This is a genomic window from Nitrosomonas oligotropha (assembly GCF_009833085.1).
Classification (GTDB): Bacteria; Pseudomonadota; Gammaproteobacteria; order Burkholderiales; family Nitrosomonadaceae; genus Nitrosomonas; species Nitrosomonas oligotropha.
This window is the reverse complement of sequence record NZ_QRBZ01000036.1, coordinates 45,776-65,578: the sequence shown is the minus strand read 5'-3', so window position 1 is coordinate 65,578 and position 19,803 is coordinate 45,776. Positions and strand designations below refer to the sequence as shown.

Below are 19,803 nucleotides of genomic sequence, written 5' to 3'. Positions count from 1 at the left end.
CTGTCGATGCGCTTATTCTCGCTCTCAGCGATGAAGATTCGACTGTTCGCTCGAATGCAGCCGAGGCACTGGGGGAAATCGGTGATAAAACCGCTGTCGATGCGCTCATTCTCGCCCTTAGTGATGAAAATTCGGATGTCCGCTCGCGTGCAGCCGAGGCACTGGGAAAAATCGGCGATAAAACCGCTGTCGATGCGCTCATTCTCGCCCTCAGTGATGAAAATTCGACCGTTCGCTCGCGTGCAGCCTGGGCACTGGGGGGAATCGACGACAAAACCGTTGCCGATGCGCTTATTCTCGCCCTTAGTGATGAAAATCCGGATGTCCGCTGGAGTGCAGCCGAGGCACTGTGGAAAATCGGCAACAAAAACGCTGTCGATGCGCTTATTCTCGCCCTCAGTGATGATGATTTGTCTATTCGCTGGCAAGCAGCCGGAGCATTGGGGGAAATCGGCGACAAAATCGCTGTCGATGCACTTATTCTCGCCCTCAGTGATGATGATTTGCCTATTCGCTGGCGTGCAGCCGGGACACTGGGGGAAATCGGCGACAAAACCGCTGTCAATGCGCTTATTCTCGCCCTCAGTGATGAAAGCTCGGATGTTCGCTCGCGTGCAGCCGACGCGCTGGGGGAAATTGGCGATAAAGCCGCTGTCGATGCGCTTATTCTCACCCTCAGTGATAAAGACCTGAATGTTTGCTGGCATGCAATTCAAGCCATTGAAAAAATCGATCTGAGCTATCAATTATGTCCAAACTAAGCTTGCTGGGAGATCAATCTGTTCGGACTGACTCGGACTGCCTGCATTTCCAGCGTTATTTACACGCACTCGAATCGACGGTACTGCACCGGAATGACCATGCGCCCTTCGTCACCGGTATTTTCGGTCCGTGGGGCAGCGGCAAATCCACCCTGCTTAACTTGCTGGAGAATCGACTTGATGAGTTAAATTTGGATACCGCGAATGATCCATCGAAGTGGGTAATCATCAAATTCTCCCCCTGGCTGTACAGTCAGGAAGAATCCTTGCTAGTGCCGCTGTTAGCTTTACTGGCACAGCAGGAAAACGCTTTCAAGCCATTGATCAAGAAAATGACGGAAACCTCCATGCGGTTTCTTAAACGAACCTCCGCAACAATCGATTTCGACAAACTCGGCATGCCGCTCAAGATTTCTCTCAACAACTTGGCGCAGGGTAAAGACGATCAACATAAGTTTTTTCAGGAAGAAATCGCCGAAACCATCAAAACGATAACGCAGGCTAACAAACGCTTGGTTTTTCTGATCGACGATCTGGATCGCTGCCACGATCAGAGGCAAATCGTCAACCTGCTGGAGCAAATCAAGTTGTTTCTGCATCTGGACGGTTGCCTGTTTTTTATCGCCGCGGATCGCCAGCAGGTCGTCGATGCCATCGATAAAACTTTCCCCCGTTCCGGCGCGGCATATCTGGAGAAATTCGTACAACTGGCGTTCGATCTGCCGCCGCATCACAGTCAGGATTTAGTCAGGATCCTGCCTACCGATGACCCAGCCGCTTTGCTGGCTTACCGCTCGCTATGCGAGGTGCTGGGCAATAACCCGCGTAAGCTGAAACTGCTCTGGAATGAAGCGGTGCTGCGGATGACGATACTGAAAGATGAACTGCAACATAGCCCGCAAACCCGGCAACATACACCGGATTTGAATTTGCTGTTGCGTTGGCTATTGATCCGCAACCGCGGAGAATTGGCGAATAATCCGTATCGTTATCTGGAATTTGAGCAGCGCAAGAAAACCGCCGCCACCGAAGCAGAACAGGAAAAATTACGGAAGGAGTTTTTCCACGCGTTGCAATTAGCGGATGACTCGGGCCAGTGGTACAGCGGCGACGATCAGCGTCTGGCGGTATTTTTGTGGAACCGGCTGGGTCGCGATGGATTCCACCACCCGGCGATACTCACTCTGTACGCCCGAGCCAGCGGTGCGGATAGCTTTTATTCACGCAATCTGCTGGAAAATGCGTGTTTCACGGGCGGCGAGCACGCACAATTCAGTGATCGTGATTTTAATTATGCCGAACTGTCCGGCGGGCATTATCCGGGTGCGGTGTTTAGCCGCTGCGATTTTACCGGCGCGGATTTTCGTCACAGCATCCTAAACGGATCGCAATTCGCCGATTGCGCTTTATCCGGCGTGTGTTTCGATCAGGCTGAACTGAACGGCATCACGTGGAAAAATTGCAGTGGTTTGAATGCACTCGATACCGAGCCGGTTCTGTATGAGCAAATCATCGATCATGCTGAGGAACAGCATTGGCAGCTTGCTCAAGCGGATATGGCGAACAACGAATTTGCTGTTTCCCTGATGAAAGCCTATAAAACCATTTTGGATAAACATGCTGAGAATAAATCACTGACCAAAACCATCGAATCACACCTGCTCGACAAAGCCCGGCAACTCAGAGCCAAGATTTACCCGCAGTAAATTTAACCTTTCCGCGATCAGTACAATTTTCGCGGCGATCTGTGTATCATAAGCCCGAATATGACCGGGCTTTGATGCATTCCGATTTTTATAACCGATAAACCAGATCAATAAGGAAAAACGATGGGCGCTATTTTCTTTTATATTTTTATCTACTTCATTGGATACTACGCTTCCAATGTTCTGAACATGCTGACGGTACGGCCGCTGGTCACCAATCGCTATATGGCGGCATTGGTGCCGGTTTACGGTTTTGCGTTCGGGCATGCCTACATGGTCGTCACCAAACCGCTGCCGGCAGGAGCGGATATCTCGATGGAATATGCGCTGCTGGTATTTATCACGCTGCCGGTTGTGGTCGTTACCATGGGCGCGGCTTATTTCATGTGGAACAGCAAGGGTAAGGAAGAACACGCTGACGAAAAATCCGCAACCAATAATCAAGAATCTGCGGAAGCTGTTGCCGCCGGGACTGCTGGCGACAGCGGCGAACCAAGAGCGGAAAACCCGGCCGGTGCTGCCGGATCATCTGCGACAAACAGCCCTAAAAACAAAGACAGCAAGGATGCTTAGAAACATTCACGCTGCGCATTGTTGTTAAGTATTGCATTAAAAAACCCTCATGCCTGCAACTTCGGCATGAGGGTTTTTTAATATGTCCGGTTTACCGGATCATCCGGCAAAGCGCTTTATGATTCTCTGTCGACGACCACATGTTCCTTCTGCGCGCTGAGTGTGCCTTGTTCAATGATCGCCAGCGTTAAGCGCGAAATCGCGACGCGTTTGCCGGTGGATTCTTCGATAATATCCGTCTGCCAGACTTGGGTGCGGCGGCCGGTGTGCAGCGGTGTGCAAATACCGATGACATGACCTTTGGTCACGGCGCGAATGTGATTGATATTCAACTCCAGCCCGACCGCACGGTATTTTTCCGGGTCGATGGTCATCCAGCCGGACACGCTGCCAAGCGTTTCCGATAGGACACAGCTGGCGCCGCCATGCAGGATACCGAACGGTTGCGTGGTGCGTTTATCGACCGGCATGCGCCCTTTGAGAAAATCCGGCCCAAGCTCGGTGAATTGAATGCCGATATGCTGCCCCATATTGGCGTTGCGCAATCCTTCCAGATACTCGACCGTGTAATCTTTAAACCAAATTGCACTCATGAAACGTTTCCTTTGTATTGTTGGGCAAAACCCGGATTATAGTGCAATGATGGCGGCTGGCGCACTTTTACAGCGCACAGCCAGATTTGAACCTGGGTTTTTTTGATGCTCGCGGTGTTTTATGATCTTTTCACCAGCGCTTTTATCAAATAGTCACGCAGCATCACGAGTGAAGAAAATTCCCGCGGTTTGATCACCCTCGTTTGGCCTTCTTTCCAGTCCGCGTAGATCAGGCCGATCTTACTGTTATTGGATATCAGCGGCAGCAAAATAAATGCGCAGGCATCCGGCAATGCTTTCCGGTACCAAACAGGTATCGTGGTTTCTCTGCTTAGCGTCACATCCTGTATAAACACATCGGCTTTTTGCGCCAGCGATAAATGAAACACATCGGCGGCATAGTTCTTGGAGAAGAAAAGCTCCGCCATCGTTTCCGGCTTCAGATTGCCAAAATACAGGCTCGCTTTGAACTGATCGGCATCGCGAAAGAACACGACCACCCGGTTAAATCCCATGCTGTCATGGATTGTTTCCAAGGCGATGTTGAGCGCGCTTTTAAAATCCATCCCCCGGGCCAGTGCAGTGCTTAACTCGAGTAAACCAGCCGCGACTCTTTTGCGCGATCTGTCAGATTCTCTATTCCTTTGTTCCAGTTCGGGATGAGCGAGCAATTGACTCGTTTTATTCTGGATCGGCTCAATCGACCCCCAGATTACTTCGCTTGGCAGCAGCAACGATCCACTGTAGCGCGCAATGAAATTTTTCAGATTCTGGGTACTGATATTGTTTACTAATAATGTAGCCATTCTTCCCGAAAAATTGGCCATGGATTTCAACCAGCCGGTAGAACCCAGTTCAGGACTCATATTGACCGTTAGGCCGGTAACACTGCCGGAAATTTTCTCCGGCAATTGCCAATCCTTGGCAATATTGTGCGAAATCTCATCGATGGTCATGCCGAAAACTTTCAATGCAGCGTCATTTTCACGTGCTTCATCGCCACCCGCAATCTGCTGAATCCTCGCCCATTCATCGGGAAAGTAAAAAACCAGGACCAGCCGTCCGAGATGGTGCAATTGCGTGCAAACGATGGCCTCTTCTCCATTCGCAACATACGATTGGGCCACGATATTGCGCGCAATATCACTCGCCAAGACTGCTTTTTCCAGCTCGCCCCTTACCGTGCCCGGCTCTGATCTCGCTGCGGATGGTGTATCGATGGTTCTTATATTGAGCGCAATATTGGTAATTGTATCCAGGCCCAACACCACTACAGCATGGGACACGGTGGTCACTTCTCTGTCCACCGTCGAGTACAACCCCGAATTGGCGAGCTTGATGATTTTTTGGGTTAAGGTGAAATCGCTTAAGATGGCATTGGCAATTCCCACAATGTTTCTTCCCTCATCCTGTATTAATTGCCTGATGTTTTGAATTGATTTGGATAGTGCCGGAAAATCACCCTTCTCATTAATTCTTCTTTCCAGTTGTGCAAAAAAATCAGTCTGATTGTGTTCAAGTGCGGAGGTTACTGTTGCCATACTTTACAAAGCTCTTAAGATATTCAAGTTCTTCCGGTTTATCAAAGCAGTATTTTTGCAATTATTTCCCGGGACAACCCTTGCAACCTTTGGTGTTGAGTTATTCGCGCGGTACTTTCATGCCCAAAATACTGGCGGCCTGTGTGTATTACATTAATTTCAATGCAGTGTTAACGAAAAATAAATGTTCTGAGAAATGAGTCATTTTCTTTTAATCAAAACTTTCATCAAGTCATCCCTAAGCAGACCCATCGATGAAAACTCGCTGGGTTCAATCTGATTGGCTGCTCCCGTGCACCAGTCGGCGTAGATCAAACCGATAGCTTTGCCATTGAAAACTAGCGGCAGCAGGATAAAGGCATCGACATCCGGCAAAGTTTCCCTTAACCATGCCGGTATACTCGAAGAAGACCGGGTTGAAGCGACATCCTGGATAAACACATCCGCTTTATTGGCGAGCGACAAATGAAACACATCGGCTGTATAGGCTTCGGGAAAAATCAATCCGGGTAACACTTCCGGTACGCCACTGCCAAACCCGGCTTTGGCCTTAAACATGCCGGCGTCGCGCAAGAAAGTAATCACGCGATTAAAGCCCATGCTGGCGTACAACGATTCAAGCATCATGCTCAATGCGGCATTGAAGTCTATGCCCTGCGCCAGCGCTAGCCTGAGTTCATGAATACTGACAGCCAGACGTTCGCGCGAGTCATAGGGCTTGCCAATGGATTTTCCGCTTTCCGTATTGCCAGGAAATTCAGCAGCCGTCTGCTGCGCCAATTCAACCGATTCAGCGAGATCCTCGGCGGCAATCAGTAATGATTCGCTGTAGCGTGACACATACTGTTTTAAATCTTCCTCGTCGCACTGTTGCGCTAACAGCAATGCAACGCCACCGGCGAAATTAGCCATCACCTTCAGCCAATCGGACGAACCCGGTATGCTAGTTTCCGTGAAGGTTGCCGAGCTGATCATGCAATGGGATATTTTCTTGGGCAAATGCCAGTTCCTGGCAATTTCTTGGGACAGCTCATCCATCGAAACGCCGATGACTCGCAACGCCGCATCGTTTTCACTGATCGCGTCGCTTTGTGCAATTTTCTGAATTTGCAGCCATTCCTCAGAAAAATAAAATATCAGCATCAGACGGCCAAGATGATGCAGCAATGCGCACACAACGGCTTCTTCACCGTTGACCATATTTAATTTTGTCACCACGTTGCGCACGATATTTCCAGCCAATATCGCTTTAGTCAATTCCCTGCGCGCTTCGTCCGACGCCGGTGCGGAAGCGGAAAGCGTATCGATGAAACGGATACTGAGGGTGATATGCGCTATGGTATCGATGCCAAGCACGACCGCGGCTTGGGTGATGGTGGTAATTTCCCCGCCCATGCCGGAATACATGGCGGAGTTGGCCAAACGGATCACTTTCTGGGTTAAAGTGAAATCATTCAGAATCACACGAGCAATATCGGCGATATTTTTATTTTGATCGTGCATCAATTCGTCCAGATGCTGCACGGATTTTGCAAAGGCAGGAAAATCGCCTTTCTCGCTCATGCGTTTTGTCAGCAAAGCAAGGAATTGATCTTTGCTGTTCTCAAGCTGTGGAGCAGTTACCGTCATGCCATATATTTCTCTTTAAATGCATCCGAGTGCACCGGCCTGCCGGTTAAGTAGCCTTGTACCAAGTTGCATCCTTCCTGCCTCAAGAAGCCCAATTGCGCATCATTTTCCACACCCTCGGCGACGACCAGCAGATTCAATCCTTCCGCCAGACTCAGAATGGTGCCCACAATCGCCATATCTTCCGCGCTGTTCACCACGTCATCCACAAAGGATTTATCAATCTTCAGCACGGACAGCGGAAATCTTTTCAAATAGGCCAATGAGGAATAACCGGTACCAAAATCATCAATCGCGATTTTTACTCCCGCTACGTGCAGTTGCGTCAGAACCGCCCCGGAACGCTGCGGATTTTCCATTAACACGCCTTCGGTGATTTCCAGCATGAGGTTTCCCGGTAATAGCCCGGATTCGTTTAGCGCCTTATGGATCATATCGAGAAAATCCTCTTGCACAAATTGGCGCGGGGATACATTCACGGAGATATAAAAATCCTTAAGACCGGCTTCCTGCCATTGTTTTGCTTGATAGCACGCGCTGCGTAAGGCCCATGCGCCGAGAATTTTTATCAAACCGCTGTTTTCCGCCAGCGGAATAAATTTCATCGGAGAAACAAAACCCCGGCTTGGGTTCTGCCATCGCATCAACGCTTCCGCACCTTTCAACTCACCGGTTTGCGTGCAGAAGATCGGCTGATAGTGCAGCATGAACTCGCCGTTCTCGACGCCTTCGTACATGGCCGATTCAAGTGACAAATCACTTCTTTCGGTATCGTCAACCTGGTCGCTATAAATCTTCCAATAATTCTTACCTTGCGCTTTCGCTCTGTACATCGCCATCTCGGCATTCCGGTACAGGAGCGGAGCGTTTTCGCCGTGTTCCGGATACATGGACACACCCAGACTGGCACTGATATGCAGGGTATGTTCGCCAATGCGGAAAGACCGCTGCATGGCGGCTAAAATCTTCCTGGCGATCAATTCTATATTTTCTCGCCCCGCACTCAGCATGATCAGGGAAAACTCATCATCGCTGACCCGCGCCACCGTATCGCTGCGCCGCACGCAATTTTGCAGCCGCTCCGCTACAGCCTTGATCAGCTCGTCACCGATACCGTGTCCCAGCAAATCGTTAATTTTTCTATAGCCATCCAAGCTCAACACAATCAACGATAAAACATTCTTTTCCCGCTGTGCCGTTTGAATGTTCATGGCAATCCGATCGTCGAGCAATACTTTACCCGGCAATCCGGTCAAGGCATCGTGCGTGGAGAGGTAAACCAAGCGGCTTTCGTTATCCTTCCAGTGCGTGGCATCAAACGCAGCGATAAGATATTTATCTTCCGGCAACACATGCATGTAGCAATCAACCCACACCGGCAGTACGCGCTGCCGAAGAAGCCGGCAGATAAAAGTTTGTTTCTCACCGCTCTGCTTCGCTTTTTCCCGCGCTTCAGCAAACAATGCCATATCTTCAGGTTGAATGAATGATTCAATCGGCTCTTGCAATAACTCTTCCTGTAATTGCAAAAACGCCTGTGAAGCTTTGGACGCTTGCTCAATGACACCACGCGCATTTATGCACACTGCAAAGTCACTGATACAGGAAAGCAAATCGAAAGAGGCATGCGGATTCACTATAAAACAACCTCCAAATGGCGATAATCTGATTTATTTAGTACGGAAACTCTATTGTGCAATCGTTCATCAATTGCTGACTGTTACAAAACGCATGCGTATCCCCAAGTTTTCAGAAAACAACCGGAATACCCATGCAGTGAACTGATTGTTACGGCTTACTAATGGCTTACTTGAGGTTTCGCAGGAATGCGCAGGCGTTAATCGAGAAAAGAATACATCGTGGAATAAGCAATTACGACCTGCTTTGAGGAAAAAACAACAAGGATCACGCAGCTCCGGTTACCCCGGACTAAGAAAAAATCACAACCTGCGCTGGCATAGCGATCCGTGTGAACCGCTACCGTCCCTTGCGCAGGTTTTTACGAAAATCGATCTACGGCATAAGCGATGATAAGCCGCTTGCTGTTATCACCGGAATTAAAGCGCTTCAAACACACCGGCCGCACCCATGCCGCTGCCTATGCACATGGTTACCATGCCATATTTCAGTTTATGACGGCGTAGCCCATGAAGCAATGTGGCCACCCGGATAGAACCGGTCGCTCCGAGCGGATGGCCCAAGGCAATCGCGCCACCCAGCGGATTCACCTTGCTGCGATCCAATCCCAGATCGCGAATAACGGCCAGACTTTGCGCCGCGAAGGCTTCGTTCAGTTCGATCCAATCCAGATCTTCCTGCTTGATGCCGGTTTGCGCCAATACTTTGGGGATGGCTTTGATCGGCCCGACGCCCATGATCTCCGGCGGCACGCCGGCGACCGAAAAACCGATAAACCGGCCGAGCGGCGACAGGTTAAAACGTTTCAATGCGGCTTCGCTCATCAGTACGACGGCACCCGCACCGTCTGACATTTGCGAGCTATTGCCCGCGGTTACCGATCCTTTTGCCGCGAACACCGGTCTCAATTTCGCCAAAGCCTCGGCATTGGTGTCAGCACGCGGCCCTTCGTCGGTGTCTTTAACGGAGATTTCTTCGTGCACCGTATGCGCAATCAAGTCCGGACGTTTTTCGTCGACGGTATAGGCTGCAATCTCATCTTTGAACTCACTGGAGGCGATTGCCTTTATCGCCCGCTGATGGCTGGTCAAAGCGAATTCATCTTGATCCTCGCGCGAGACCTTCCATTGCTCAGCTACTTTCTCTGCGGTCATACCCATGCCGTAAGCAATCGCGACATTTTCCTCATGCTGGAACATGGCCGGATTCATGGAAACTTTGTTACCCATCATCGGCACCATGCTCATGCTCTCGGTACCGCCGGCGATCATCACATCGGCTTCGCCGAGGCGGATACGGTCCGCCGCCAGCGCAACCGATTGCAGGCCGGATGCGCAAAACCGGTTCACCGTCATCCCCGCGACACTGTTCGGCAAACCGGCCAGTAACAACGCCACGCGAGCGACATTGATGCCTTGCTCGGCTTCCGGCATGGCGCAACCGACGATGACATCGTCAATCGCGGCTGGATCAAGTCCTTCACACTGTTTCATCACTGCGTGCAGCACATGCACCAGCATGTCGTCGGGACGCACATTCTTGAACATACCGCGCGGCGCTTTTCCAACCGGTGTACGTGCGGCGGCGACGATATAGGCTTCTTGCGTTTGCTTGGTCATAGGATTCTCCGTGAATCGTGAAATCAGTTTCTCAGCGGTTTGCCGGTTCTCAGCGTGTATTCGATACGCGCCTGGGTTTTTTCCGTCGCCAGTAATTCCATAAAAGCTGCGCGCTCCAATTCCAGGAACCAGTCTTCATCGACCAGACTACCTGGCGTCAAATCGCCGCCGCACATCACATGCGCTACTTTATTCGCGATCAAATTATCGTGCTCGGAAATGAAACCGCCTTCGCGCATGTTCACCAGTTGGCTTTGGATCGTTGCAATGCCGGTGTTACCCGCCACCGGAATTTCCCGCATCCGTAATGGAGGACGATAACCAGCCTCCGCTAACGCCAGCGCTTGCGCCTTGGCCACGTGCAGCAATTCGAAACGATGCATCACCACGGTATCGGCACTACGCAGGTAACCGAGCTCTTTCGCTTGTTCGGCGCTTTTCCCCAGCTCCGCCATCGCCACGGTCTGAAAATAATATTTCAATTGCGGAAAAGGATCGCCGTCCTTGGCATTTTGCGCCGCCCGCATGGCAAACTCCTTACAGCCGCCGCCTGCCGGCAACAACCCTACCCCGGTTTCGACCAGGCCAATATAACTTTCCAGCGTAGCCACAGCCTGGTCGCAGTGCATAACAAATTCGCATCCGCCACCCAACGCCAGACCATCCACAGCGGCCACGGTCGGAATCATCGAATAGCGCAGCCTCTGCGACGTTTGCTGAAATTGCTTGATCATGCCTTCCACTTCGGCCAGTTTCTTGGCCATCAGTACATCGGCCAGATCCAATTCACGCGCCACATGCAAGACAGTTTCCTGCGTCGATTTGCGCAATTTCTTCAGGAACGACTGAAACGCTGTCCGCGGTTTTGGTGGTGCTGGCGGTGCATTGCTTTGTTGCGTATCCACTTTGGGTTTCTCGGTAGCTTTCTGCAAATTGGCGCCGGCGGAAAACGGCGGTTCGGTTTGCCAGATCACCAAGGCGCGCCAGTTCTGCTCGGCTTCCTGAATCGCTTGTTGCACCCCTTCCAACACATCGATACCGATCGTATGCATCTTGCTTTTGAAACTCAGAATGGCAATCTTATCGCCGGTATGCCATAACCTGACTGCATCCGTTTCAAAGATGGTTTCCCCGTAGGCTGCCGGTTCGCCGATCAGCCGGTCAGGGTACAGCTGGCGCTGGTACACCGGCAATGTCGAGCGTAGTTGCGGTTTTCCGGAAGCTGGGGCAAACGAGCCTTGCGCGGAATGTACGCTTTGTGATTCACTTTCGGCGATTGTCCTGACCCAGTGCGGCAACGGCGCCAGGCTGATGCTTTTACCGGCGGCGATGTCTTCCTGGATCCAATCGGCGATCTGTTTCCATCCGGCGGCTTGCCAGATTTCAAAAGGTCCTTGATTCCAGCCGAATCCCCAGCGCACCGCCAGATCCAAGTCACGGGCATTATCGGCAATGGTTTCCAGCTGCACCGCGCAGTAATGGAACAAATCGCGGAATATCGACCATAAAAACTGCGCTTGCGGCTGATCACTATTGCGCAACGCGGCAAACTTCTCGGCCGGACTGCTGTATTTCAACAAACGCTTCAGATCGTCGTCCACTTCCGCACCTGAAAGCCGGTACGTCTGCGCCGCGAGATCAAATACATGGATTTCATTCTTGATTTTTTGATACACCCCGCGCTTGACTTTCTCACCCAGCGCACCGGTCTGAATCAGGCCTTGCAGCCAATCCGGCGCAGCAAAATAGCGATGCCATGGATCGTCCGGCAACGTGTCGCGCATGGTATTGATGACATGCGTCAGCGTATCCAGACCCACCACATCGGCGGTACGGAACGTAGCGCTTTTGGGACGGCCGATCAGCGCACCGGTCAATGCGTCGACCAGATCGAAACCAAAATCGAACGCGCGGCCATGATGCATAGTCGCCAGCAGCGAAAACACACCAATCCGGTTGGCTATGAAATTCGGTGTATCTTTGGCGCGGATCACGCCCTTGCCCAGATTTGTGACGAGAAATTCTTCCAGGTGATCGAGCATATCCCCATCGCTGGTCTGACAAGGGATCAATTCGACCAAATGCATATAGCGCGGCGGGTTGAAGAAATGGATGCCACAGAATCGATGACGTAACGTTTCCGGAAACGCTTCGGCCAGTTGGTTGATCGATAAACCGGAAGTATTGCTGGCGAAAATCGTGTGTTCACCCAAATGTGGCGCCACTTTGACGTACAGCTCGCGCTTCCAGTCCATGCGCTCGGCAATGGCTTCGATCACCAGATCACAGTCTTTCAGCAATTCGAGATGCTGCTCGTAATTCGCCGCTTGGATACAGGTCGCCTTGGTTTTAACCGAGAGTGGCGCGGGTTCTTGCTTTTTCAGCTTCTCTACGGCTTTGATCACGTTGGCGTTGGGATTACCGCCATCGCCCGGCAGCTCAAACAGCAATGTTTCGATATTGGCATTCACCAAATGCGCCGCAATCTGCGCCCCCATCACACCAGCCCCGAGTACCGCCGCTTTACGCACCAAAAAACGTTGCCCGCTCAATTTCGCCTCCTGCTTGATCCGGTTATGGAATAAGACACTGTTCGCATCGAACTGTGCTGCAAGAGTACAAGCATGAGGCCCAAAGCGCAAGCTTGTTTGTTTATGCGGCTAGGCGGGAACCAAAACTTTACTGAGGGGCATCAACCCCATACCGCGGCAAACTGTTCCGCATTGAAACCCACGGTGGCGCGTTTTCCATCGGTAACCAGCGGCCGTTTGATCAAACGGCCATTGCCCGCAAGCAAAGTCAATATCTCCGGCCCTGATAGTGCAGGCAGCCGTTCCTTGATTTTCAATTCACGATATTGCACGCCGCTGGTGTTGAAAAGTTTGTTCAGTGGAACATTGGCGCGCTCGACAATCGCAGCGAGCTCTTCCGCGCCGGGCGGATTCAGCGTGATGTCAATAAATTCATAGGCAGCACTCACCTGCTGAAAAAATTGCTCCGCCTTGCGGCACGTGCCGCACTGTTTATAACCATAGAATTTAAGCATGACCCGTCAATCTGCTGTTCCCGAGCTTTTCTCGCCTCCCTTAGGTCCCCAGAACACCACCCAAGTCGTAAAATCCGGTGAAAAATTCTCAAAGCGGTGCTCGACATGCGCCGCAACAAAAAACACCATGCCGGGCTCAAACGCATGGCGCTCACCGGCAATGACGATCTCCCCCCGGCCGGTATGAATGAAATACAACTCATCCTGATCGTGCGGCGTTTGAATATCGGAACCTCTGGGCGCATACACTTCAACCGACATCGTGCCATGCACAAACGCCAACGCAAAGGGCTCACCCATCGGCCATTCCAGACTCGCCTTGCCGGGTATGCGTTGCATGAGATCCGTGAGGGTTGCTTTCAGCATTTTTGCCACCTTTTTTGTTTTAATTAAATGCCTTTATAAACGATCTAATTGCACTTACTCAACACAGGGACTGGATTGTAACATCACAGAAAATTATGATGATGAAGGTTTTGATTAAGAAATAGCAACTTGACTAGGGCCTGTTGACATTTCACATAGGTAACCACAGATATCCGCATGCCATGGCTACCATACTCTCAAAATTTCGTTTCAGTTTGTCGTATCGTGTCGCTACTGCCCGATACTGCTTTAGCCGGGCAAAAGCATTCTCCACCAAATGCCGGTATCTATATAAGCCCCAATCCATATCTTCTTTACCCTTCAACGAATTGCGCTTTCTCGGTATCACAGCTTGAGCTCCCCTCTTTGCTATTTGTTCCCGTATACTTTCGCTGTCATAGCCCTTGTCCGCAACAATCGCTTTCGCGTCAGGCAACTTGGAAATCAAATCAGGTGCTGCGAAACAGTCATTGACTTCTCCACCGGTGATTTCAAACTCGACTGGCAAACCATAACCATCGACCGCCAAATGGATCTTTGTGGTATTACCTGCACGGCTTTTCCCTATGGCTTGCGATTGTTGACTTACCGCTCCCGCACTATGCTGATGTGCTTTAACATAGCTGCCATCAATGAATTCCCATTCCCAATCCGGGCAATAGCCAATGCCTTGAAAATCCTTAACCATTCGCTGCTTAATGACCACGCATTGAATCTTTTATAGATAGAATTCCAGCAGCCGAACGCTTCGGGCAGATCTCTCCACGGGCAACCAACCCGCATTCGATACAGCATGCCCTCTACTGTCATGCGCAGATTGCGCTTGTTATAAATCGCTTCTTGAAGCAAAATTTTCTCTAACTTCGACCAAAACTCATCACTGAGCATCAATCGGGGCATCGCAAACTCGTTTCATTGGTGGTATAGAAAACCCAATAGTACGAGTTTGCTTCTTCCTATGAAATACTTATCTCAAAATGTCAACAGACCCTAGTTGTATTGCCTTGTGTAATGCCGTGATGGACTGAAAGACATTAATTCTGGGGTATTTTTTGTTTGTATGTGAAACATTGTCGTCTTCGTCATCGCCATCGACAATCCAAGTAGATGTCGCTCTAAGAAGATCTTGGAGTAAAGGTATCGGCGGACGAACCCCTTTAAGCCTTATGTAGTATTGCTGCATTAACAAGATAGCCCCTGCTACTGTCGGCGCTGCTTGGCTAGTGCCATCCTGTACCGATGTATCATTGTCGTGTGCAGCGCCTGCGGAAGTTGCCGCGCCCCCGGGGGCAAATACATCGGTATAACAATCGGGGCTGGATTCTCTTGAAAGCCGCTGAGAAAAAGGTGTTATCTGATCAGCGTGTGTAGAATTCGCTACTGCACCATTTCCATAAGAGCGCGAGCCAAATGATGCATCATAAACAGCACCAACTGCTATTGTTTGGCGATAAATTGCAGGCAAACTCATACCTTCATCCTGATGTTCAAAATAACCATTACCTGCGGCGACAACTACTGCAACTCGCTTTGCCATCAATCCTTCGAGAAGCTTCGCAAGCTCGGGAAAGTCGCTTCTTGCTTGATTGTCATCTTTGTAGTTTATGCCTGGTACGCCTAACGATAGGTTTGTGGCGGTAATGTTTAGTCGCTCAGTATTGTCATAAACCCATTGTAAAGCCTGTAAAATTGGGTCGAGTGAAGGTGCAGGTAGGACTTTCAACGCTACGATATTGGCCCTTGGGGCGATACCACGCCGTTCATCCGATGTACCTGCAGCAATAATTCCGGTGACATTCGTTCCATGTCCATTGGAATCAGTAACTTTCTCACTATCACCACCATCTTCACTAGTAAAGTTGCGGGTAGCGATGATTCGATCAGTAAAACATTTATGAGTTACACGCAATCCAGTATCAAGAACTGCTACAGCAAGCCCACTACCATCGACATTGAAATTTGTTCTTGCCCTGGGAGCTTCTAACAATCTATCTATTTCGAGATCAACTGTGGAAAATAAATTTGGATTGATCGATTTTGGCGAATCCGGGCTTGGTATATTGAAACTTTTTGTCATGGTAATAACCTTTCTGAGAATTTACGAATGCCTAAATTTTAAAACTTAAAGTTGGCGCATTATTATCCAGCTTATCCTAGTCCGTAGGATCGCTATCATCTATTGTCGTTAGCTTTACCATCCCAGCAAGTTAAAAACAAGTTCGAACCTCCTAATGGCTTATAAGGATCGGGAGATGACAATGTTACGCCTATTGAAGGTGGATTTCCGCTTGGAGCTTGAACAGTTATATTCGTTGCCGTATCAGGTTTGTCTTTCGTCAACCTTAATCTTTCAAGCGCATTAATAAGCTCTATTTCACGCCCAGCTACGGCCGTTTGCGCGGCAAAAGACCTGCCAATTGCGGTAAAAAACGAAGCAGGCATTTCAATAACAGCACTGCCAATTCTTAGCGGTAGTTCTGCTGCAGCTAGTGCTACGCTAGGCGTATTGATCGAAGTTCCAGTAAGTAATCCGTTTGTGAAATCTAAACGATTAACTTTTCTTACCAATAATGCACGTTCAACATTGATACATTGATCGGTACTTTGATCTATTGCCGGAATGATAATATTTCCCAGTGGAACTTCACCCGTTTCATACTCATGTTTTAAAGAGATTTTTACGGGTTGTGTGGTTAATGTTCTATAGTAAATTACACCCCCGTCCTTATTATCATTTGCGGTTTCGCAAGCTTTGTCATTTGCACTAGCGCTACCAGAATCAGAGCCTATTTTAGAGAAAGAAATCTTTAAAACATCCCTGTTAAACTTCAATTTTTTAGGACGTGGATCTGAAAGATTCCGATCCCTTCTTTTCGATTGTTCCCATTCGCTAATTTGCGCTACTCTCTTCAATTCTCTAAATTCCAATTCATTCTTAAGAATTTCAGTGATCTGTTCCTCAACCGCTTTTATCTCAACTTCTACCTGAATATCGAAAATACCGGTATAAATAAGATCAAATTGACTACTATCTGGTTTAGTTTCTGTAAATCGAATCAAATTTCGCAGCAACTCCAATTCTTCTTTTTCCGGAGCTACTGCTGCTCCCATAGGTGATGGAGTAGGTGCTGGCACTCCACCTGCGGCAAGAGCAACCATAGCAGCCGTTTCAGCTACTCTAATCAAAATATCACCCGTGCGATTGGTCGATGAAAATTGAACCGTACTGAGCAAGCCTTCGGTTGTACGTCCTATACATAGATGCTCATCATTAAATGCACTGGGTTTGTAATCTATGGTGTATTTCTTACTTGTATCCGGATAGGTAACTCCTGAACTTATTTGCAACATATATTTGGGATTTCCATCAGAACTCTTGTTTCTGTAGAGCTCTGCTTTTGCGCGTTGAGCTGGCAGATAATAAGAAACGCCGGGAATACTGACAGCTCCTGGATTGCTACTAGTCGATTTTATTGTTCCGCAGCCACTCAGCACCAAGACACTAATGAAAAACAAAAAGGTAACATTGCCAAATATAAATTTCATTTCAGTTTCTCCTTCACATTAATTTTATCTCTTATAAACCACTAATTTTAATTACTTGCTTTACATTTAATTACCAACGAGAGGTAGTTGCGCATTTTTTGTCATTTTGGGATATACCTTGATTCTTTCAGTATGCCCGAGCGTCAAACCACGATCACTGGAGTGCGTGCTGATAAAACCGCCCCAAGTGTTTTGTTTCGTCATATAACTGGTAGCGTTTTCAAAGTAACGCAATTGTGTAAAACCTTTATCGTTGATGGTGCACCCGATTAACAGTGTGGTCAGCAATAAAGCTAATAAAGCCGGTAATAAAACCACAGCCAAACGCTTGATATTATTTTCACTTGATAAATACATGGTTATCATCCCGTTAATGCTATTTATATAACATTCCCCTTTTTCTAAAAATAGCCCAATTGAGTCATTTTGAATTTCTTGCAATTGTTAATGACCGCACAGATTTCACTCAATGCGCGACAGCAATTCGCTTCGTGTCGAGACTCCTAATTTACTGTAGATGCTTTTAATGTGATTCCGCACAGTGTGATAACTGAGATGAATCTCCTCAGCGATTTCCCGGGCAGCTTTTCCTTGGCATATCAGTACCGTTATTTCCATTTCACGATGGGTTAACCGGGTCTTATCGAGTTGATTGAAGACTTTTCCAAATTTGTGAGTAATGCGGGAGGGATGCAATAAATAGGTACAGTGGCAAGAATCTTCATCCGCATGAATCAGGGTCAGTTTGATTTCATAAAGACGCTTACCCAATTGCGATAGAAAGCTGTACCCATTGATCTTATTACTTTGAAGAAAATTGATGAGCGCAAGCATGGAAGAGAGGAATGCTTGCTTTTCTTGCGCAAAAACCCGGTCAAATTCACAGCTTTGGAAAATGACCTGACCGTCGCTGCGATATACGATTATCGGGTCGGTATAACTAGACCAGAAGCTTTTTGTTAACCAGGAACTAAACGTTTCCTGCCGGAACAATATGAGCCTCAGCGTTTGCAGCAAAATAGGCTTCAGTATTTTCAGCAGTTCAATATCCCTTTGGCTGAATATCTGTTGCTGATTACTTAAACGGCAAAAATAAAACTGAAACGCCAATTGATGGTGATCGTCAAAAACTTTAACCACGGTGCAGTTACGATGCGATTGCTGCCAAGCCAAATCAAAAGAACGATAATGACCGCCATTTTCCTCGAAACACTGCACATCGCTCACGGCACTGATTGGTAATGGCTCAACCGCGTGACTATCCATGGAATCCGCTATAACCAATTCCTGCGAGGCGATATTTAATAACTGTTTCCAACCATGCTGACAGCAGGTCGATTGATTAATGTTGCCCAGTAATTGCAGCGCATTTTGCTCTCCCATGAGCCGCCCGTAGAATGCGCCATTGCACTTCAACAAGGGCAGCAACGCCGCTTTAACCGCTTGGTTAAATTCGTCCCAGGTTTGGCAATTATTCAACCATTTTATCGTTGCTAATGTTTGCTGGTGATCGCTGTTTTGAAATTGATCCGGAATATTTTCCCTATTCATTTCTTCACCTCTATTTTCTTTTTATTTTTTGTAAGAAACTTAAACGAGAAGAACCAAAATTGCACTGATGAAAAACAAACATCGCCTATAAAGTCTTGAGTCCCGGATAATGAGAAACAACTCTCTTCATTGCGTTATTTGCACTTCACCACGTAGCGCTCAGAATATCCTCATACGTTCTTAATTCAGTCAGCCATACTTTCAATACAACCAATAAAAACCGTTACTTAATAACAGTATACTAGAATAAATATCAAAGTATTGTGGGTATTATCACAACAATGGAGATTAAGATTAGCTGCTGGTAACGACGATATGCCGTGATTGTCGTTTGCGCTATTGGAACGATCAATCCGGCATCGACAACCGGCGATCCGGCCTGCACAAAAGTCCGAATCTATATGTAGCGGAAACAGAAGAATCGGAAAGAATCGCTTAATCAGCAGTTCAACTATCAGGAACAATTCGCTGTCCCCATAGCCCCCTCAAAATACCGATTTTCATAAATTTGTCTTTTAATTTACAAAGAGTTTACATTCTCTCCACATTCCCATTATTTTTTTGCCCTATAGTACCCCTCCATCAGCAGCAGCAGCTCCACAACAAGTTTAAATATCATATTGAATATTAATGGTTAGTATGAATATTTCCAGGAAGAAATAACAGTCATTGGATTTTATTGGTTTGCAATCTTTATATAGGGAAGGAGAGTCAATCGTGATGCAAGAACATACAGCCAGCAGTGCGCCTGAGTCGGTAAATCCGGCGGCTAATACGACAACCAATGAGTTTCTGACTTTTCGATTAGGAAACGAAGAATATGGAATTGAAATACTCAAGGTACAAGAAATTCGTAATTACGATGCCATCACACAAATTGCGAATGCGCCGGAATTCATCAAGGGTGTGGTCAATTTGCGCGGAATCATTGTTCCAATCGTAGATTTGCGCATCAAATTCCGCCTTGGTAATGAAAATTACGATCAATTCACTGTAGTGATCATTATCAACGTAGCCGGACGCGTCGTGGGCATGGTGGTCGACAGCGTATCCGATGTGATTAATCTGGCTGAAGAACAAATGCGCCCTACGCCTGGTCTGGGCTCAGTCATCGATACGGAATACATCATGGGATTAGGGACCGTGGACGAAAGAATGTTGATACTAATCGATATCGAAAAGTTGCTGAGTAGAAACGATATGGGCTTGATTGATCAAAACCTTAACTAAAATA

At 48.3% G+C, this 19,803-nt stretch carries 17 protein-coding genes; 4 read left to right on the top strand and 13 right to left on the bottom strand.

Annotated elements, in window-relative coordinates; translation table 11 throughout:
- The 3 genes from ABD07_RS12035 to ABD07_RS15060 form a co-directional block, all read left to right on the top strand.
- Positions 1-761: HEAT repeat domain-containing protein (locus ABD07_RS12035; protein ID WP_160818477.1), on the top strand; the 761-nt coding region annotated here is incomplete at its 5' end.
- Complete coding sequence (locus ABD07_RS12030) at positions 749-2,467, top strand: P-loop NTPase fold protein (RefSeq protein ID WP_160818476.1); 1,719 nt, start codon at positions 749-751, stop codon at positions 2,465-2,467. The genes ABD07_RS12035 and ABD07_RS12030, both read left to right, overlap by 13 nt.
- Before the next feature lie 123 nt (positions 2,468-2,590).
- Positions 2,591-3,040 carry a hypothetical protein gene (locus ABD07_RS15060; protein ID WP_240142540.1) on the top strand — a complete coding sequence of 150 codons (450 nt, stop codon included), beginning with the start codon at positions 2,591-2,593 and terminating at the stop codon, positions 3,038-3,040.
- Positions 3,041-3,156: 116 nt separating this feature from the next.
- Here ABD07_RS15060 and ABD07_RS12020 read toward each other — a convergent pair whose 3' ends face one another.
- The 13 genes from ABD07_RS12020 to ABD07_RS11960 all read right to left on the bottom strand — a co-directional run bounded on the left by ABD07_RS12020 (position 3,157) and on the right by ABD07_RS11960 (position 18,569).
- Complete coding sequence (locus ABD07_RS12020) at positions 3,157-3,633, bottom strand: hotdog fold thioesterase (protein WP_108698060.1); 477 nt, start codon at positions 3,631-3,633, stop codon at positions 3,157-3,159.
- A gap of 119 nt (positions 3,634-3,752) precedes the next feature.
- Entirely contained in the window at positions 3,753-5,174 is a 1,422-nt protein-coding gene (locus ABD07_RS12015; RefSeq protein WP_160818475.1) for an HDOD domain-containing protein, read from the bottom strand.
- Positions 5,175-5,375: 201 nt separating this feature from the next.
- A complete protein-coding gene (locus ABD07_RS12010; RefSeq protein ID WP_160818474.1) occupies positions 5,376-6,803 on the bottom strand; it encodes an HDOD domain-containing protein in 1,428 nt (475 codons plus the stop codon).
- Complete coding sequence (locus ABD07_RS12005) at positions 6,800-8,440, bottom strand: EAL domain-containing protein (protein ID WP_160818473.1); 1,641 nt, start codon at positions 8,438-8,440, stop codon at positions 6,800-6,802. Before ABD07_RS12005 ends, ABD07_RS12010 begins: the two co-directional genes overlap by 4 nt.
- A 420-nt stretch (positions 8,441-8,860) precedes the next feature.
- Positions 8,861-10,060, bottom strand: a complete 1,200-nt coding sequence (locus ABD07_RS12000) for an acetyl-CoA C-acyltransferase (protein ID WP_160818472.1) — start codon at positions 10,058-10,060, stop codon at positions 8,861-8,863.
- Between the two features lie 23 nt (positions 10,061-10,083).
- Positions 10,084-12,612 carry a 3-hydroxyacyl-CoA dehydrogenase NAD-binding domain-containing protein gene (locus ABD07_RS11995; protein ID WP_160818471.1) on the bottom strand — a complete coding sequence of 843 codons (2,529 nt, stop codon included), beginning with the start codon at positions 12,610-12,612 and terminating at the stop codon, positions 10,084-10,086.
- Between the two features lie 140 nt (positions 12,613-12,752).
- Positions 12,753-13,106, bottom strand: coding sequence for an arsenate reductase family protein (locus tag ABD07_RS11990; protein ID WP_160818470.1), 354 nt, complete (start codon positions 13,104-13,106; stop codon positions 12,753-12,755).
- A gap of 6 nt (positions 13,107-13,112) precedes the next feature.
- Positions 13,113-13,472: a cupin domain-containing protein gene (locus tag ABD07_RS11985; protein ID WP_160818469.1), complete on the bottom strand. Its 360-nt coding sequence runs from the start codon at positions 13,470-13,472 to the stop codon at positions 13,113-13,115.
- Between the two features lie 151 nt (positions 13,473-13,623).
- Positions 13,624-14,372 (bottom strand): IS5 family transposase gene (locus tag ABD07_RS11980; protein ID WP_193566060.1). Its coding sequence is split into 2 segments (ribosomal slippage): positions 13,624-14,129 and positions 14,129-14,372, totalling 750 coding nucleotides; the frame shifts between segments, so codons are not numbered across the junction.
- 67 nt (positions 14,373-14,439) lie between these two features.
- Positions 14,440-15,549, bottom strand: a complete 1,110-nt coding sequence (locus tag ABD07_RS11975) for a S8 family serine peptidase (protein WP_160818467.1) — start codon at positions 15,547-15,549, stop codon at positions 14,440-14,442.
- A 95-nt stretch (positions 15,550-15,644) separates the two neighbouring features.
- Positions 15,645-17,018: a hypothetical protein gene (locus ABD07_RS11970; RefSeq protein WP_160818466.1), complete on the bottom strand. Its 1,374-nt coding sequence runs from the start codon at positions 17,016-17,018 to the stop codon at positions 15,645-15,647.
- Between the two features lie 66 nt (positions 17,019-17,084).
- On the bottom strand, positions 17,085-17,459 hold the full coding sequence (locus ABD07_RS11965; RefSeq protein WP_160818465.1) for a hypothetical protein: 375 nt from the start codon (positions 17,457-17,459) through the stop codon (positions 17,085-17,087).
- A 21-nt stretch (positions 17,460-17,480) separates the two neighbouring features.
- Positions 17,481-18,569 (bottom strand): response regulator transcription factor, encoded by a 1,089-nt coding sequence (locus ABD07_RS11960; RefSeq protein WP_160818464.1) that lies wholly within the window; start codon positions 18,567-18,569, stop codon positions 17,481-17,483.
- 717 nt (positions 18,570-19,286) lie between these two features.
- Here ABD07_RS11960 and ABD07_RS11955 point away from each other — a divergent pair.
- A complete protein-coding gene (locus ABD07_RS11955; protein WP_420813533.1) occupies positions 19,287-19,799 on the top strand; it encodes a chemotaxis protein CheW in 513 nt (170 codons plus the stop codon).
- The last annotated feature ends 4 nt before the right edge of the window (positions 19,800-19,803 follow it).

What these genes read in the sequence shown, in the direction of transcription:
- ABD07_RS12030 (WP_160818476.1), top strand. Translation starts at nt 749, where the DNA reads ATGTCCAAACTAAGCTTGCTGGGAGATCAATCTGTTCGGACTGACTCG.
- ABD07_RS15060 (WP_240142540.1), top strand. Translation starts at nt 2,591, where the DNA reads ATGGGCGCTATTTTCTTTTATATTTTTATCTACTTCATTGGATACTAC.
- ABD07_RS12020 (WP_108698060.1), bottom strand. Translation starts at nt 3,633, where the DNA reads ATGAGTGCAATTTGGTTTAAAGATTACACGGTCGAGTATCTGGAAGGA.
- ABD07_RS12015 (WP_160818475.1), bottom strand. Translation starts at nt 5,174, where the DNA reads ATGGCAACAGTAACCTCCGCACTTGAACACAATCAGACTGATTTTTTT.
- ABD07_RS12010 (WP_160818474.1), bottom strand. Translation starts at nt 6,803, where the DNA reads ATGACGGTAACTGCTCCACAGCTTGAGAACAGCAAAGATCAATTCCTT.
- ABD07_RS12000 (WP_160818472.1), bottom strand. Translation starts at nt 10,060, where the DNA reads ATGACCAAGCAAACGCAAGAAGCCTATATCGTCGCCGCCGCACGTACA.
- ABD07_RS11990 (WP_160818470.1), bottom strand. Translation starts at nt 13,106, where the DNA reads ATGCTTAAATTCTATGGTTATAAACAGTGCGGCACGTGCCGCAAGGCG.
- ABD07_RS11985 (WP_160818469.1), bottom strand. Translation starts at nt 13,472, where the DNA reads ATGCTGAAAGCAACCCTCACGGATCTCATGCAACGCATACCCGGCAAG.
- ABD07_RS11975 (WP_160818467.1), bottom strand. Translation starts at nt 15,549, where the DNA reads ATGACAAAAAGTTTCAATATACCAAGCCCGGATTCGCCAAAATCGATC.
- ABD07_RS11970 (WP_160818466.1), bottom strand. Translation starts at nt 17,018, where the DNA reads ATGAAATTTATATTTGGCAATGTTACCTTTTTGTTTTTCATTAGTGTC.
- ABD07_RS11960 (WP_160818464.1), bottom strand. Translation starts at nt 18,569, where the DNA reads ATGAATAGGGAAAATATTCCGGATCAATTTCAAAACAGCGATCACCAG.